This window comes from Thioreductor micantisoli (assembly GCF_055392745.1).
Genome location: NZ_AP043760.1, coordinates 1,513,996 through 1,529,562 on the forward strand (window position 1 = coordinate 1,513,996; position 15,567 = coordinate 1,529,562).

The 15,567-nt window shown below is 26.4% G+C and carries 17 protein-coding genes and 2 tRNA genes; all 19 read right to left on the minus strand.

Going from position 1 to position 15,567, the window contains the following annotated elements; genetic code table 11:
- Position 1: 1 nt before the first annotated feature.
- Positions 2–86 (minus strand) — tRNA-Tyr (locus ACZ5OA_RS08090).
- Positions 87–124: 38 nt separating this feature from the next.
- Positions 125–201, minus strand: a tRNA-Thr gene (locus ACZ5OA_RS08095).
- Positions 202–266: 65 nt separating this feature from the next.
- Positions 267–707: a hypothetical protein gene (locus ACZ5OA_RS08100; protein ID WP_464907344.1), complete on the minus strand. Its 441-nt coding sequence runs from the start codon at positions 705–707 to the stop codon at positions 267–269.
- Positions 704–1,135, minus strand: a complete 432-nt coding sequence (locus tag ACZ5OA_RS08105; RefSeq protein ID WP_464908341.1) for an L-threonylcarbamoyladenylate synthase — start codon at positions 1,133–1,135, stop codon at positions 704–706. Before ACZ5OA_RS08105 ends, ACZ5OA_RS08100 begins: the two co-directional genes overlap by 4 nt.
- 31 nt (positions 1,136–1,166) lie before the next feature.
- Entirely contained in the window at positions 1,167–4,448 is a 3,282-nt protein-coding gene (gene carB / locus ACZ5OA_RS08110; RefSeq protein WP_464907345.1) for a carbamoyl-phosphate synthase large subunit, read from the minus strand.
- Positions 4,449–4,465: 17 nt separating this feature from the next.
- Positions 4,466–5,533 (minus strand): ATP-binding protein, encoded by a 1,068-nt coding sequence (locus ACZ5OA_RS08115; RefSeq protein ID WP_464907346.1) that lies wholly within the window; start codon positions 5,531–5,533, stop codon positions 4,466–4,468.
- A gap of 34 nt (positions 5,534–5,567) precedes the next feature.
- On the minus strand, positions 5,568–6,200 hold the full coding sequence (locus ACZ5OA_RS08120; RefSeq protein WP_464907347.1) for a response regulator transcription factor: 633 nt from the start codon (positions 6,198–6,200) through the stop codon (positions 5,568–5,570).
- Entirely contained in the window at positions 6,181–6,600 is a 420-nt protein-coding gene (locus tag ACZ5OA_RS08125) for a Spy/CpxP family protein refolding chaperone (protein ID WP_464907348.1), read from the minus strand. Before ACZ5OA_RS08125 ends, ACZ5OA_RS08120 begins: the two co-directional genes overlap by 20 nt.
- Before the next feature lie 64 nt (positions 6,601–6,664).
- Positions 6,665–7,366: an ABC transporter ATP-binding protein gene (locus tag ACZ5OA_RS08130; protein ID WP_464907349.1), complete on the minus strand. Its 702-nt coding sequence runs from the start codon at positions 7,364–7,366 to the stop codon at positions 6,665–6,667.
- Positions 7,359–8,504 carry an ABC transporter permease gene (locus tag ACZ5OA_RS08135; RefSeq protein WP_464907350.1) on the minus strand — a complete coding sequence of 382 codons (1,146 nt, stop codon included), beginning with the start codon at positions 8,502–8,504 and terminating at the stop codon, positions 7,359–7,361. The genes ACZ5OA_RS08130 and ACZ5OA_RS08135 overlap by 8 nt, the downstream gene beginning before the upstream one ends.
- On the minus strand, positions 8,501–9,634 hold the full coding sequence (locus ACZ5OA_RS08140) for an efflux RND transporter periplasmic adaptor subunit (protein ID WP_464907351.1): 1,134 nt from the start codon (positions 9,632–9,634) through the stop codon (positions 8,501–8,503). Before ACZ5OA_RS08140 ends, ACZ5OA_RS08135 begins: the two co-directional genes overlap by 4 nt.
- Before the next feature lie 71 nt (positions 9,635–9,705).
- Positions 9,706–10,083 carry a rhodanese-like domain-containing protein gene (locus ACZ5OA_RS08145; RefSeq protein WP_464907352.1) on the minus strand — a complete coding sequence of 126 codons (378 nt, stop codon included), beginning with the start codon at positions 10,081–10,083 and terminating at the stop codon, positions 9,706–9,708.
- Positions 10,076–11,152, minus strand: coding sequence for a 1-deoxy-D-xylulose-5-phosphate reductoisomerase (gene dxr, locus ACZ5OA_RS08150; protein ID WP_464907353.1), 1,077 nt, complete (start codon positions 11,150–11,152; stop codon positions 10,076–10,078). The genes ACZ5OA_RS08145 and dxr overlap by 8 nt, the downstream gene beginning before the upstream one ends.
- Positions 11,149–11,913 (minus strand): phosphatidate cytidylyltransferase, encoded by a 765-nt coding sequence (locus ACZ5OA_RS08155; protein ID WP_464907354.1) that lies wholly within the window; start codon positions 11,911–11,913, stop codon positions 11,149–11,151. The genes dxr and ACZ5OA_RS08155 overlap by 4 nt, the downstream gene beginning before the upstream one ends.
- Positions 11,914–11,915: 2 nt before the next feature.
- On the minus strand, positions 11,916–12,161 hold the full coding sequence (locus ACZ5OA_RS08160; protein ID WP_464907355.1) for a hypothetical protein: 246 nt from the start codon (positions 12,159–12,161) through the stop codon (positions 11,916–11,918).
- On the minus strand, positions 12,158–13,279 hold the full coding sequence (locus ACZ5OA_RS08165) for a hypothetical protein (RefSeq protein WP_464907356.1): 1,122 nt from the start codon (positions 13,277–13,279) through the stop codon (positions 12,158–12,160). Before ACZ5OA_RS08165 ends, ACZ5OA_RS08160 begins: the two co-directional genes overlap by 4 nt.
- Positions 13,276–14,574 (minus strand): NFACT RNA binding domain-containing protein, encoded by a 1,299-nt coding sequence (locus ACZ5OA_RS08170; protein ID WP_464907357.1) that lies wholly within the window; start codon positions 14,572–14,574, stop codon positions 13,276–13,278. Before ACZ5OA_RS08170 ends, ACZ5OA_RS08165 begins: the two co-directional genes overlap by 4 nt.
- A 79-nt stretch (positions 14,575–14,653) precedes the next feature.
- Positions 14,654–15,052, minus strand: coding sequence for a 30S ribosomal protein S9 (gene rpsI, locus ACZ5OA_RS08175; protein WP_464907358.1), 399 nt, complete (start codon positions 15,050–15,052; stop codon positions 14,654–14,656).
- Positions 15,049–15,471 (minus strand): 50S ribosomal protein L13, encoded by a 423-nt coding sequence (rplM, locus tag ACZ5OA_RS08180; RefSeq protein ID WP_464907359.1) that lies wholly within the window; start codon positions 15,469–15,471, stop codon positions 15,049–15,051. Before rplM ends, rpsI begins: the two co-directional genes overlap by 4 nt.
- Between the last annotated feature and the right edge of the window lie 96 nt (positions 15,472–15,567).

Here is a 15,567-nt window from a genome sequence, read left to right on the forward strand (position 1 = left end):
GTGGTGGTAGAGGAAGGATTCGAACCTTCGAAGGCGGAGCCAACGGATTTACAGTCCGTCCCCTTTGGCCGCTCGGGAACTCTACCAAACTATACTTTATATACTGGTCAAACGCTTGTTTAAATGGAGCCGAAGATGGGACTCGAACCCGCGACCTGCTGATTACAAATCAGCTGCTCTAGCCAACTGAGCTACTTCGGCAACTTTTTTTCACTGTGTTTGTGGACTGGAATTATATATAATTTCTTTTCTTATGTCAAGAAATTTTATAATTTTCTTACTAAAAATAAAAAGTTTTTTTGTTTATCTTTAAATAATACCTTATTTTTGGTAACTTTATAAAAAAAGTTTTTTGTGGTTTGAATAAATCCATCTTTTATTTTTATAATTTTCACATTTTTAAATGGTTTATGAGAAAGAATAGTTTCAAACAAATTACTTGGATAAGTTGAATTTAACTTATGAATAAACATAGTTTTATCATAACACTCATTATTTATACAAATTGAATTATTTTTTATAGTAAATACAAAAGCTAAATTTCCTACTTGATAAACTTCTATTTTTTTGGAAAAACTATTCTCTTTTAAAAATCCTTGATCATTTATAGCAAAATTACCTTTTTTAAAAGCTACAACAACTGGCGTAGTTTTATAAGAACATCCTGTAAATAAAATAATAGTTAAAATTAATAAATATTTTTTCATCTTAATCTTTTTAATCCCTTTTTATAAAGTTTTATAATTTTTGAAGGTTTTGCTTCAAAATATCCTATATTATCAATTATAAAAATATCTGCCCTGCTTTTGGCAAATTTTTCATCAAACTTTTTTCCACTCTCATTTGCACTTGTGGAATACATCCACTTAAATTTATCCAAAAACTCTTTATGATTTTTTTCAGTAATCACACGATATGCTTCATTATTTATAACATAAGTTATTTTGTTTGGAGTTTTTCTAATTTGTCCTCTATATTGTTTAGGAACGCGTGGAAGAAGTTTATAGCTATTTACAACTTTTAAAAATTTCTTATTTGGAGATCTTTTTTTTATTTCATTTAATTTTTGTAAATTTTGAGACAGAAATCCAACTGTTGTATTTGTTTGGATTAAATATATTTTATTTGGATTCATTATCAATTTATAAAACAACCAAAAAGATTGTTTATTCAGCTAGATATTCTTGAAGTGATTTTACATTAAATTTATTTTGTTGCAAAAATTTAATAGATTCTATACTTGCTTTTACCGCTGCAATAGTTGTAAAATATGGAATATTTGCTGCTAATACTTCTTGTCGAATAATTTTAGCATCTTCTTTACTTGCTTTATTATCACTTGTATTAATCACTAGGGCAATATCTCCATTTTTGATTAAATCTACAATATTTGGTCTTCCTTCACTAATTTTAAGAACCAATTCAGCTTCGATTTTGGCATCAGTAATTGCTTTGTAAGTTCCTCTTGTAGCAACAATAGTAAATCCTAAATCGATTAAATCTTTTGCTATTTCACCCGCAAATTCTTTATCAAGCTCTGTTAAAGAAACAAATACTTTTCCACTTTTTGGTAAAATATTTTTACAAGCTTCTTGGCTTTTTGCAAAACTTTCTCCGAAAGTTGAACTAATTCCCATAACTTCACCTGTTGATTTCATTTCAGGTCCCAAAATCAAATCAGCACCTGGAAGCTTATTAAATGGAAATACCGCTTCTTTAACTGCTATATGATTTTTTAAAGTTGCTTTGTAAACATCTCCATCAAAATTTATAATATTATAATTATCATAAAACTTTAATGCTTCTTTTAAAACATCCTCATCTTTAAATTTTAAATTCCACATAACTCTTGTAGCAACTTTTGCAAGAGGAATTCCAGTTGCTTTACTTACAAATGGAACAGTTCTACTTGCTCTTGGATTAACTTCGATTAAATATAAATCATCATTTCTATGAAGAGCATATTGAATATTAAGAAGACCCTTTACTCCAAGTCCTAAGGCAATATTTTTAGTAGTATGAGCTATCTCTTTTAATTTTTCATCACTTATACTTACACTTGGCAAACTACAAGCACTATCACCTGAATGGATTCCAGCCTCTTCAATATGTTGCATAATTGCCCCAATATAAACCTCTTTCCCATCACAAATAGCATCCACATCAAGTTCAATTGCTCTATCTAAAAATTTATCAACTAAAACCGGACTTTCATTACTTACACTAACTGCTTCATCCATATATTGTTTAAGATCATTTTCATTATAAACAATTCTCATAGCTCTTCCACCAAGAACATAACTAGGACGAACTAATACTGGATAACCTATTCTTTGGGCAATTTTGAAAGCTTCTTCTTTTGTAAATGCAGTTCCATTTTCTGGTTGTCTTAAATTTAATTTTTCCACAAATACACTAAATTTCTCTCTATCTTCTGCAGTATCGATTACTTTTGCACTTGTTCCTATAATATTTGCTCCAATAGAAGTTAAAGATTTTGAAAGTTTAAGTGGAGTTTGCCCTCCAAAATGAACAATTACACCATCTGGATTTTCTCGCTCAATTACATTTCTAACTCTTTCAAAGTCGATTGGTTCAAAATATAAAACATCACTTGTATCATAATCAGTTGAAACTGTTTCAGGATTACAGTTATACATAATTGTTTTGATTCCCATATCCTTTAGGGCAAAAGCCGCATGTACACAACAATAATCAAACTCAATTCCTTGACCTATTCTATTTGGTCCACCACCAAGAATTAAAACTTTTTTATCATCTTTTATACTACTAGTTCTAAGAGGAACTTCTTTTGTAACATTCGTAGAAGAGTATAAATAACTTGTAGTTGTAGCAAATTCCGCCGAACAAGTATCCACTTCATTATAATCAAGTTCAATATTCATTCTTTTTCTTGCATTATAAATATCAGTTTCGCTTAAGTTTGCTTCATCACTTTCATTGATTAACTTAGCAAGCATTCTATCACTAAATCCATAAGTTTTAGCTTTTCTTAATTTTTCATCATTTTGTAAGATATCAATATCAATCTCTTTTTCAAATTCAATTATCTCTTTTATTTGATATAAAAACCATTTATCGATTTTGTTGATATCATAAATTTCATCTACACTCATTCCTTTTCTAAACGCCTCGGCTACATATAAAATTCTATCTTCATTTGGACGTCTAAGCTCTTTAATTAGAGTATCTTCATCAACATTCATTTTTTCAAAACCATCAAGACCCGTTTCAAGTGAACATAAAGCTTTTTGCATTGATTCTTTGAAAGTTCTACCAATTGCCATAACTTCACCTACACTTTTCATTGAAGTTGTAAGTGTTGAATCAGCTCTTGGGAATTTTTCAAATGTAAATCGTGGAATTTTTGTAACAACATAATCAATTACCGGCTCAAAACTTGCTGCAGTTCCTGTCATATCGTTTTTGATTTCATCAAGTGTAAATCCAACTGCAAGCATAGTTGCTACTTTTGCGATAGGATAACCAGTGGCTTTTGATGCAAGTGCACTACTTCTACTAACTCTTGGATTCATTTCAATTACAATCATTCTTCCATTTTCTGGATTAATTGAAAACTGAACATTACTTCCACCCGTATCAACTCCAACTTCTCTTAAAATAGCAAAAGAAGCATCTCTCATTTTTTGATACTCTTTATCTGTTAAAGTCAAGGCAGGAGCAACTGTAATTGAATCTCCTGTATGCACACCCATTGGGTCAAGATTTTCGATTGAACAAACGATAATACAGTTATCATTTCTATCTCTGATAACTTCCATTTCGTATTCTTTCCAACCAAGCATACTTTCCATAACTTCTATTTCATTAATTGGAGATGCTTCAATACCAATTTTTGCAAGTTCTTTAAACTCATCCATATTATAAGCAACACCACTTCCAAGTCCTCCAAGAGTGTAACTTGCTCTCACGATTACTGGAAATCCTATCTCTTTAGCTACATTTATAGCAAAATCTAAATCATTAACCGCGTAACTTTTTGCCATTTCTAAACCGATTTTTTCAACAGCTTTTTTAAATGCTTCTCTATCTTCACCTTTTTTAATTGCTTCTGGATTTGCACCTAAAAATTCAACACCTTCAAGAAGGCCTTTTTCATACATATCCATAGCAACATTAAGTGCAGTTTGCCCTCCCATTGTAGGCAAAATTGCGTCAATATTCTCTTTTTTTATGATTTGTGAAATAACTTCCGGAATTATAGGCTCAACATATGTTTTATCTGCAAATTCTGGATCAGTCATAATTGTAGCTGGATTTGAATTAATTAAAACAACTCTATATCCTAATTCTTTCAATGTTTTTGTAGCTTGAACCCCTGAATAGTCAAATTCACAAGCTTGACCTATGATAATTGGCCCTGAACCAACAAGTAATATTGTTTTGATATCTTCTCTTTTTGGCATAAAAAATTCCTTTATTATTATTCTATTTTAGAATTATACCAAATTATAAAAATATTTTTTTGATTGTATTCATATGTTAATTTAAATTTATGTAAGTTTATAATTTCATTTGAAATATATAATCCAAGTCCAAAACCTTTATATGAATTTTCGTATTCATGATTAAAAGGTTTAATGTAATTTTCAAATGGTTTTTGCAGTTTTTCACCTTCATTTGTGATAACTATTTTATCTTTATAAACTTTTATTTTAGGGTTTTGCCCATATTTAATAGCATTATCAATTAAATTTTTTAAAGCTATAGGAAAATAGTAAATATCTACATCCATTTTATATTCATCAAAAAATTTAACTTCAATTTCAGATAAAGAAATTTCAAAAGCTCTGTGAATTACATTTTGTATCGGATAACTCTCTTTTTTTAATTTTATAGTTTGACTTGTAATTAATTCAAGCTCTTTGAGTGACTTTATAATTTCTTCTAATCTATTTATAGAATTTTCAATTCTAATTTTTTGTTTATCACTGTTTAAAAGAGTTGTTGTGAGTTTTATTTTTGTAATTGGAGTTAAAAGTTCGTGAAAAATATTTCTTAAAAAAAGTTTTCTACTTTCATTTAAAGATATAATTTTTTCAGAAGCACTATTTAATGCGTTAACTATCTCTTCTATTTCAGTAGAAGCTTTAATATTTAATTTGTTATTCGTAGGGATTTTAGCTATAAATTTCGTAACTTTTTTAAGTGGTAAAAGTGAATAAATAATAAAAACATAAAAAAGTATAAAAATAGTATCAAGTAAGACATAATAAATTATTGGATTTTCATATTTTTTTAAATCCTCAAAACTAAATGGAGTAAGAGAATTTTCAAAATAAATTTTGTTATTTTTTATAGGTTTAGGAATATATTTAAGCTCTAAAGCATTCATATTGTCAATAAATTGATTATAATCTATCTTATAAAGTTTATATTCTTGATAATAATTTAGTGCTTTTTGGTATCTAAAAGTTTTATCTTGATTTATTTGCTTCTCTTTATTTAAATAAATTTCATAAAAAAGATAATTTATTAACCCAAACATCATAAAAAAAAGAAAACTTATTTTAAAAAACAGACTTTTAACAAACAAATTTATATCCTATTCCTCTGACTGTTTTTATGCAGTCATTTTTTAGTTTTTTTCTAATTCTACCGATTAAAACCTCAACTGTTTTTAAATCACTTTCAAAATTATAAACTAATTCAGCCTTATCGATTATTTTATTTCTATTTTGGATTAAAGTGGATAAAATATTCTGTTCAGCTACTGTTAAATTTAAAGTTTTACCAAATTCCAAAATTTCATTATCTTTTATTTCATATATTTTAGTTGGTTTTTGATATCTTTTGATGTTGGAATTAATTCGTAAAACCAACTCTCTTAAATCATAAGGTTTTGGAAGGTAATCATCAGCACCATTTTCAAACGCTATATTTTTATCGTCAAAATCACTTCTTGCAGATGAAATAATTATAGGAATATCACTAAATTCTCTAATTTTATTTATAACTTCAAGTCCATTCATTTGAGGCAAAGACAAATCTAAAATCACCAAATCATAAACAGTGTTTTTTAGAGATTCTATTCCATTTTTTGGAGTAGGAAAATTGCTAATATTTATTTGATAAGATGAAAGAGTCTCAGAAATTATTTCTGCTAATTCTTCATCATCTTCTATCATTAAAATATGTTTATTTTTTTCTTTTTGCATTTATAAGCGCTTCTAATTTTGTTTTTTGTACTGGTGTTAAAATTGCATATATTTTTGCTATTATTTCTGCTCTTTTTTGAATATTTTCTTCAAACATAGTTTTTCTTGTTTTAATATAAGTTTCTTTGTCAAACTTACCATTTTTAATACTAAGAACTAATGAATTTTGATATTTTATTCTATTTTTTCTATTTTCTTTGAAAATTTCTCTAATCTGTTTTCTTTGTACTGATGTAATTCCTAGATTTCTAACTAAGCTCATAAAATTTCGTTTATTAATTCTATGATGTTTTTTCATTTGTTTATGTTGAACATTTTTAACTTGATTTTGATTATTCACTGGCGCGTCGGCAAATAAAGAAGTTGCTACAATCATTCCTGCTAATACTAATTTTTTCATTTTCTTATCCTTAAGTTTTTTTGTAATAGAAGTATAAAAAAATAGAGTAAACAAAAGGTAAATATTAAATAATTTTTTCGATATTTCCATTTATTACTTTTTTATCTTTAATTTGTAAAATCCTATCACATAAAGGAAGCATATCTTCATCATGAGTTACCATAATAACCGCTACATTTTGCTCAACTGCTATTTTTTTGAGCATTTTCACCACATCTATAGATTTTGTTTTATCAAGTGCAGCAGTTGGTTCATCTGCTAAAATTATTTGAGGTTCAGTAGCCAAAGCTCTTGCAATTGCTACTCTTTGTTGTTGTCCTCCACTTAATTCACTTGGCATAAAATGAGCCTTTTGGTCAATATCAAAATAATCAAATAATTCCATTGCTTTTTTATTGGCATTTTGTTTTGAAATTCCTTTTGTAACAGAAAGTAAAGTTACATTTTCTATCACATTTAAAAAAGGAATTAAATTTGGCGCTTGAAAAATAAATCCTATTTTATCTCTTCTTATTTCTGTGGTATCTTTTATAAGCCATTTATTATCATAAACTTTTTCATCACCTAAACATATTTGTCCACTTGTAGGAGTTTCAACACATCCTATCATCATTAAAAGAGTAGTTTTTCCTGCTCCACTTGGAGCGACAAGAGCAACTAATTCACCTTTTTTTACTTCGAAATTAGCTCCATTTATTACTTCTACTTTTGTATCATTTTTACCAAAAATTTTTACTAAATTTTCAACTTTTATACTACTATCCACCTATTGCCTCCTGAGGATTTACTTTTATAACTTTATAAATTCCGATTAAAGAAGATAAAACAGAAGCCACTAAAACTATAATAAAAAGTACTCCAGCATCATTTGAATTTAATAAAACTCTTTTAGGAAACTTATTATATATTAAATGTGCAAAAATATTTCCAGAAATAAAAGCTAAAATTCCTAATAAAATAGTCTCTTGTAAAATCATATTTACAATTTTTATATTTGGGATACCAATTAATTTCATAATAGCAATTTCTTTCATTTTTTCTAATGTCATTGTGTACATTATAAGTCCAATAATAATAGTAGAAACTATAATTAAAATAAGTGTAAAACTTCCAATTTGTTTAGATGACTTTTCTATAACATGTTTTGATAAAAAAAACAGTTCATCTTTTTGAGTAAAAAAGTTTTTATTAAAATCTTTTTTTATATTTTGACCTACTAATTTTGGTGAATAACCCTTTTTAAGTTTCACAATTATTGTATTTACCAAATCGCTATCTCTATTTGCCTTTAAACCCCGGGCTCTATCATTTCTAATTCTTGGATTTGTATAATTAAACTGAATCTTATTTGCATCTGCTAATGACATATAAACTATCGGATCACCTCCACTATCAACTGTCCCATGAGTAATTCCTACAACTGTGTAAATATCGTTTTGTAATTTTATTTTATCTCCAAGTTTATATTTCATTTTATCTGTTGTAACTATTTCATAATGAGATTTATTTATCACTCTTCCCTCAATTAATCTTTTAGGATTTATAGGGTTTATTTCACCAAAAATATCATATCCTACAATCATTGCTTTAACGGATTTTGTTTTTAAAGGAAATTCCATAGTTTGAAAAGTATAAGCAGCTGTTTTATCAACACCTTCCACTGATTTTAAAGAATTTTTCAAGTCTTTATGAATTTTTGAACTTTCTGCAAATGGACCTAACCTATCTTCTTGAACTACCCACAAGTCTGGGTTTATATCCATAACTAACACTTTAGCATCATAAATCATACCACGATAAACACCAATCATAATAAGCACAACACCTAAAAGCATTCCCACACCCATAGCTGTTACAATAAATTTTCCTAATGTATGCTTAATATCTTTATAGGCTAAATTCATAAAACTTTGCTTCCATTTTTTAGTGCTGCCTTTTTACTGTTTGGTACTATAATTTTTAAATTTTTTTTATTTATTATGATAAATTTATCATTTCTATCTATAATTTTTATTGGTTCAAATCTTGCTTTATTACTATTTTTTACCCATACTCCTACTTTCTTATTTTGATAAACAACTACATTTGCAGGTATTTTATAAATATTCTTATATTTTTTTGTAGTAATTGCTACATTAGCCTGAGAGTTCATATAAAAAGGAGTTGGGAGCTTCTCAAAAGAGATGTCAACTTCTCTCTCTTCTGTCACTAAATCTGTAACTGGAGTAATTCTCGCAACAATTCCTTTGTAATAAATATTAGGATTTGAATTTAGAGTAATATCTGCATTTTGACCTATTTTTAAGTTTTTACTAACTCTTTCATCAATATAACTTTTTAGCCATACATCTTTTGGATTTACTATTTCAAAAATTTCTCCATTTGGCATTATATTTTGATCTAATGATACACTTTTTGAGATTACCAATCCATTAGTTGGAGAATAAATCTTAAATTTACTTAGCTGAAGTTTAATAGATTCTATATTTTTACTTGCAATTAATATCTCTTTTTGAGCTATTTGCAAAGCAACTCTGTTTGATTCTATTTCTTTAATAACTTCTTTTAAGTTTGCTTTTGAAGTGTCATATTTATCTTGTGAAACTCCTTTTACTTTTATAAGTTTTTTATTTCTTTGAAATGTTTTATTTAAAAGCCATTTTTTTACTTCTAAACTTTCTAAATCTTTATTTAATTTTTGTATATTTAGTTTTGCTTTTTCTAAATTTAGTTTTTCTATTTCAAGTTTTTTAGGTAAATCTACACTATCAATAACTGCTAACAATTGCCCTTTTTTTACCCATTTTCCAATATCACTATTTAAAGCTAAAATTCTTCCACTTACTTCTGAATTGATTTTATAAATTGTTTTAGCAGATATATTTCCAATCCCATAAACTTGAACTTTCAAATTGCCTTTTATTGGCGTAACTATTTTGTAAGTATGCTTTGGAATATAAACTTTTTTATAAAACCCAAAACCTATAATAATTATAAGAAATAAAAAACTCCCCCATTTTAATATATTTTTCATCTTTTTCCTTTGAATTATTTTATGATAAAAGTATAACAAAATAAAGTAAATAGAAAGTAAACATTGAAATATTATTTAAAAACAGGCTTGATATTCACAACTTCTCTAATATAATAAAGACCACCATTTAAATTTTGAGCGTCTATTCCTTCTTTTCTTAGAAGTTTTGTAGCTTCATAACTATCTACTCCTCTTTCGCACAAAATATAAACAGCTTTATTTAGTTTGTTCACTTCTTCTACAAAATCATCATCAAATTTAATAAAAATACTACCTTCATAATATCCTAAATCTTCGATACTTTCTTCATCTCTAATATCTATAATTATTCTTCCATCATTTAAAAAATTTTCATCAGGAAAATCCTCTCTCATAGGTGCTAATCTCTCAGCTCCAAAGCCCCACGATGGTTCTTTTCTCTCTTTTTTTCCAAATAATTTTTTAAGCATTTTTATCCCCATATTTTTGTGTAATTTCTTTATCTATCATAAAAATATCATCAATAGAATTAATTTTCATATTTTCATATTCATTAAATATACCTAAAATAAATTTACTTATTTCTATAAAACTAATTTTACCTTCTCTAAATCTTTTATTTGCAATCTCATTTGCTGAGTTTATTACAACACCTAATTCTGGTTTATTTAAAAGTTTATCTTTTATTTCCCAAATTGGATATCTATTTTTGTCAATTTTTCTAAATTCCAATGAAGCAATTTCCTCCCAATCTACAAAAGAAGTAATTTGTTTATCTACTTCTCCAAGCAAAGCAAAAGCAATAGGGAGTCGCATATCACTCTCAGCAATATGTGCCGTGGTACTTCCATCTACAAAATTTATCATCGAATGAATTATTGATTTTGTTTCGATTATAGCATCAATTTTTTCAACCCCAAAAAGCCACTTTGCTTCTAATAATTCAAAAATTTTATTTACCATTGTAGCACTATCAATCGTAATTTTATTTCCCATCGACCAATTTGGATGTTTCAAAACATCTGAAAGTGTAGCGGATTCTATCTTTTCAAGTGGATAATCTCTCAAAGCCCCTCCACTTGCAGTAATGGTCATTGAATCAATCTTTCTTCCACTGTTTAAATACCACAATCCAAAATGCTCACTATCAATGGGAACAATATCTTTCATATCGATAAATTTACCCGCCATTACAAGAGATTCTTTATTGGCTAAAGCAAGTTTTTTATTTAATTCTTTTGTTTTAAGTGTTGGCCTGATTCCTGCACTTCCTACAAGTGCATTAATTATAGTATCACTTTTACTCTCTTCAATTGCATTTAATATCTCTTTTTCACTATATTTTATATTTCCAAAATTAACTTTTTCAGCAGTAAATTTATCTTTTACAATTACTCTTTTTGGTTTAAACTCTTCGATTTGTTTATTTAAAAGTTTATAATTATTTCCTGCAACTAATGTATCAATATTTAAATTAAAAACTCTAGCAATATTTAAAACATTAACACCTATACTTCCAGTGCTTCCAAGTAAAATCATACGAGTTTCATTCCAACGTATAAAATAACAACTCCAAATAAATATCCATCTAATCTGTCCATTATTCCACCGTGTCCAGGGAAAATATTTCCACTATCTTTTACACCTGCTTTTCTTTTTAGATAACTTTCAAACAAATCACCAAATACACTAAAAAACGAAACAAAAAAAGATAAAATTAAAGCATATAAAAATCCATTGAAATATAATCCTGCTGCACTTCCTATAATCGTACCAGCAATTATTCCTCCGGCAACTCCTTCTAATGTTTTATTTGGTGAAGTAGGTGAAAATTTGTGTTTTCCAAAGCTCTTCCCACTAAAATAAGCAAATGTATCAGTAAAAGAAACTACCAAAATAAGCCAAAGAACTGCAAAAACTCCAAACTCTTTATAAAGGGCTAAAAACAAAATCATAGAAACTGTTGGATATATCAAAACAAAAGTATCTTTTATATCTTCATTTCTATAAACTTTATGACTTGCCATCAAAATAGCCGGTAAAAAGGCTAATAATTCTACTTGATTTATAAACAAAGTAGCAATCCAAGTAACTACTCCTAATGTCAAAACTACTGTTTGACTTTCAACATTTATAAGTTTATTAGTTTCATAAACTCCTAAAATATAAGCCATACCTAATACGCCCCACATTAAATAAAAGTTATTTATAGATAGAATAATAATAGCCCCTAAAATTAATCCGACCCCTGTTACAACTCTCTGTTTATTCCCAAATAATATATTTTTTATTTTATCCATTTTTATCCTTTTAAATCTATATGATGAGTTTGTTTTGCATTTTCTCTTTGCTCATCTTTTGGTAAATTTGTATCGATTTTACTTGATTTTTCTATTTTTCTAACTTTTTTTACTTTATCTTCTTTCTCTTTTGCTGCAATTTTAGAAAATTCATCAGAAAATTTCATTTGTGCAATATGTTCAGCATATAAATATGCAGGAATATGCATATTTTGATTAATATTTATAATTTGACCTATTTGACTCATTTTAAACCCTCCTCTAAAGCAAATGCAAAACTACATAACATATTGTTATATTTTTCAATAATATGTTTTTCTTTGTCTTTTAGCAGATTTTCAAATACAACTTCATTTACTGGTTCTAAAAACATTTTTTGATTTTCTAATATTTCTAACTCTTTTTTTGATTTTCTAATATTATCTATAATTGTTCTTTTTTGAACATCTATATTTTCTAACTCTTTTTTTGCTTCTTCTTTATCCTCTTCTGAAGTTGTTAATTTTACTAAAACATTATTCTCTTCTATAGTAAGATTTTCTAAATTTTTTTCATTTTTATCTATTTTTTCTAAACAATTAGATATATTTTTATCTACTTTTTCTAAATCTATTTTCATAAATAAATCTTCCTTTTTAACTGATAAATATTTATATTTATGATATATTCTTTTTATATCATCTATAGAATATTCCATCTGTATAGGTTTATATTTTGTATCTTTATCCACTAATGTTTTTGTAAATAAAATCTGAACAAAATCACTATATTTTTCATTTTCTATTCTATCAACAAAAAAAGAAGTTATAAATAAATAAATTTTATTATAGAATTTTTTTAATAAAATAGAAGATAATAAAATAGCTATTTTCTCTATTTTTGTATATGCAATAAGTTCTTTTATAAGATAACTTCTTAAAGAATTATTTAATTCTTTCCTAAAGTATAATGGGGATATTTCTTTGGGATTAAACTTGTTTTTTAATGTTTTATTAACAATATCATTTAAAAGATTTTCTATTTCTATATCATCTTTAAAATATTCATAAATTAAATTATCCTCTTTCTTTTTACTAAATAAAAAAGCTGTTTTTTTAAATTTATTTTTTAAAAGAAAAGTCTCTTTTGTCAACTCTAAATTTTGATTTTTATAAAAATCTATCATTTTTTCTTGTAAATTAACACTTTTTTGCAATTGATTTAATTGTTCAGAAACTCTTTTTTTATAAGTAATAATAGATGAATTCTTTTTATCTTTTTCAATCTGACAATTAAAAATTTCATTTTTAAGAACGATAAAACTTTCTTTTAACATTTTAATTACATGATTATATTTTTTTTCTAATTTTCCACATTCTTTATTCATATTCTTATTTTTACACCTTTATAAGTTACATAATTTACGAAAGCTTTTTCTTTGATATATAAATTTCTTCTATGAGTATAATCGACGATTCCTTCATTTTCATTACTAAAAGTTAAAGCGAGCTTTGCAGCTTTAAAAATCACATCTTCTGGTACATTTTTTTTATTAGTTTTGATTATTACATGAGCTCCTGGTTTATCTTTGATATGAAGCCATACATTATTTGCCTTGCTTTGCTTTAATAATTTTATATTTCCTTTTTCATTTTTACCTACCAAAACTATAAAATCATCTATAAAAAATTGTTCAATATTATCTTCTTTTAATTTTGTTTTTTTAGGAGATTTAAAAATATTGAGTTCACTAATAGTTGTGGCTTTCTCTATACCTTTTTTATAATTTTCTAAAAATTCTATCTTTTCAGTTAAATTTCTTTTTTCTATTTGAATATTTTTAGATTTATGTTTCATTTTTTTGGATAAATTATAATAATAATTTCCAATATCATTTATATTTCTAAGTTTAGGCATAGGAATTTTCAGAGTTTCACCTTCAAAATCTTCTACTTCTATAAACTTGTCATATTTATTACTAATTTTATACAGATTTATCATTGCCAAATCTGCAAAAAGTTTATATTTTTCACTCTCTTTTAATAATTCTTCTTCACTTGGTAAATTTTGTAAAATTTTTTCTAATTTTTTTATTTTTTTATTTGTAGAATTAATTATAGTTTTTTTAATATTATCTAGTTTTTGATTATATTTTTTACTAAAAAGCTCTTGTGTGTATTGAACAATATCATCAACTTCAAACTCTTTTTCTTTTATTTCTATTTTTGGAAGTGGAAGTAGTTTAATTCCTGGCTGAATTGGTCTAAATGTTACGCTACTGTTTATATGATGAAGTGCTTCAGTAATTATAAACTTTTCATCTAAAATAATGGTATTTGTATATCTTCCTGTAAATTCAAATTCTATACAATTAATCTCTTTTTTAAATCCAAGATTGGTTTCTACTTTTAAAGTTAAAATTCTTTCAACTGCTTTAACTTCTAAAAGTTTTGATTTAATAAATTTTTTAGCAAGTGTAATATCAAACGGAGCATTAAATTTTTTGGAAACATCATACTCTATATCAATATAAATATCACTATTTCCTTTTGTTAAATCAAAGAAATATTTAGTTTTATCAATTTCAAGTAAAATTACATTATCATCAACTCTTAAAGCTCTTTTGATAAATTTTTTATTTGAAATATGATTTGCTATTTTTTTTAGAATAAAAGCTTTCATATAACAGACTCTTTTTTATAAATTATAGCATAATGTAAGGGATTTTTAAAGGAAAGTAAAAAAGAAAAAAGATAAAAAATTATCTTTTTGAGAATTGTGGGCTTCTTCTTGCTTTTCTTCTTCCGTATTTTTTTCTTTCAACGATTCTAGCATCTCTTGTAAGAAGTCCATAAGGTTTAAGTAAAGTTCTTAATTCTGGTGCATATTCAACTAAAGTTTTTGCAATTGCATGTTTTACTGCATCAGCTTGAGCAGCTTGACCACCACCATAAACTTTAGCTTCGATAGCTACAGCGCCTTCTTGTTTAGTTACCATTAAAGGCCATCTAACTCTAAGTTTAAGAGCATCTCTTCCACCTAAAAATTCATCAAGGCTTTTACCATTGATAGTCATTTCACCATTTCCTGGTTTTAACCATACTTTAGCTACTGCTGTTTTTCTTTTTCCTGTTGCATAAGTTCTACCGTGCATTTTCATTTGCTAGCCTTTACTTGAGCTGTATGAGGATGTTCTGCCCCTTCATACACTTTTAATTTTTTAAGTTGCGCTTTTCCAAGTGATGTTTTTGGAAGCATCCCTCTTGTTGCAAGTTTAAATAGTTTTTCTGGATTTTCATCTAAAAGTTTTTTAGCACTTTCTTCTTTAACACTACCGAAATATCCTGAATGTCTATAATATTTTTTATCTTCAGCTTTATTTTCTTTTGAAAATTTAACTTTATCTGCATTTATAACTACTACAAAATCTCCACAATCCATATTTGGAGTATAGTAAGGTTTGTTTTTTCCTCTTAAAATAATTGCGATTTCAGAAACTACTCTACCGAATATTTTATTTTCTGCATCAATTACTACCCAGTTTCTTTCAACTGTTGGATTCATATTTGTAAATTTCATATTTATGCCCTTTTAGCAATTTTAAGTAACTATATATTACTTTTGGAAATGAAAGTATAATCAAATTTCCTTAAACTTAGCTGAAATTAAGTAAAA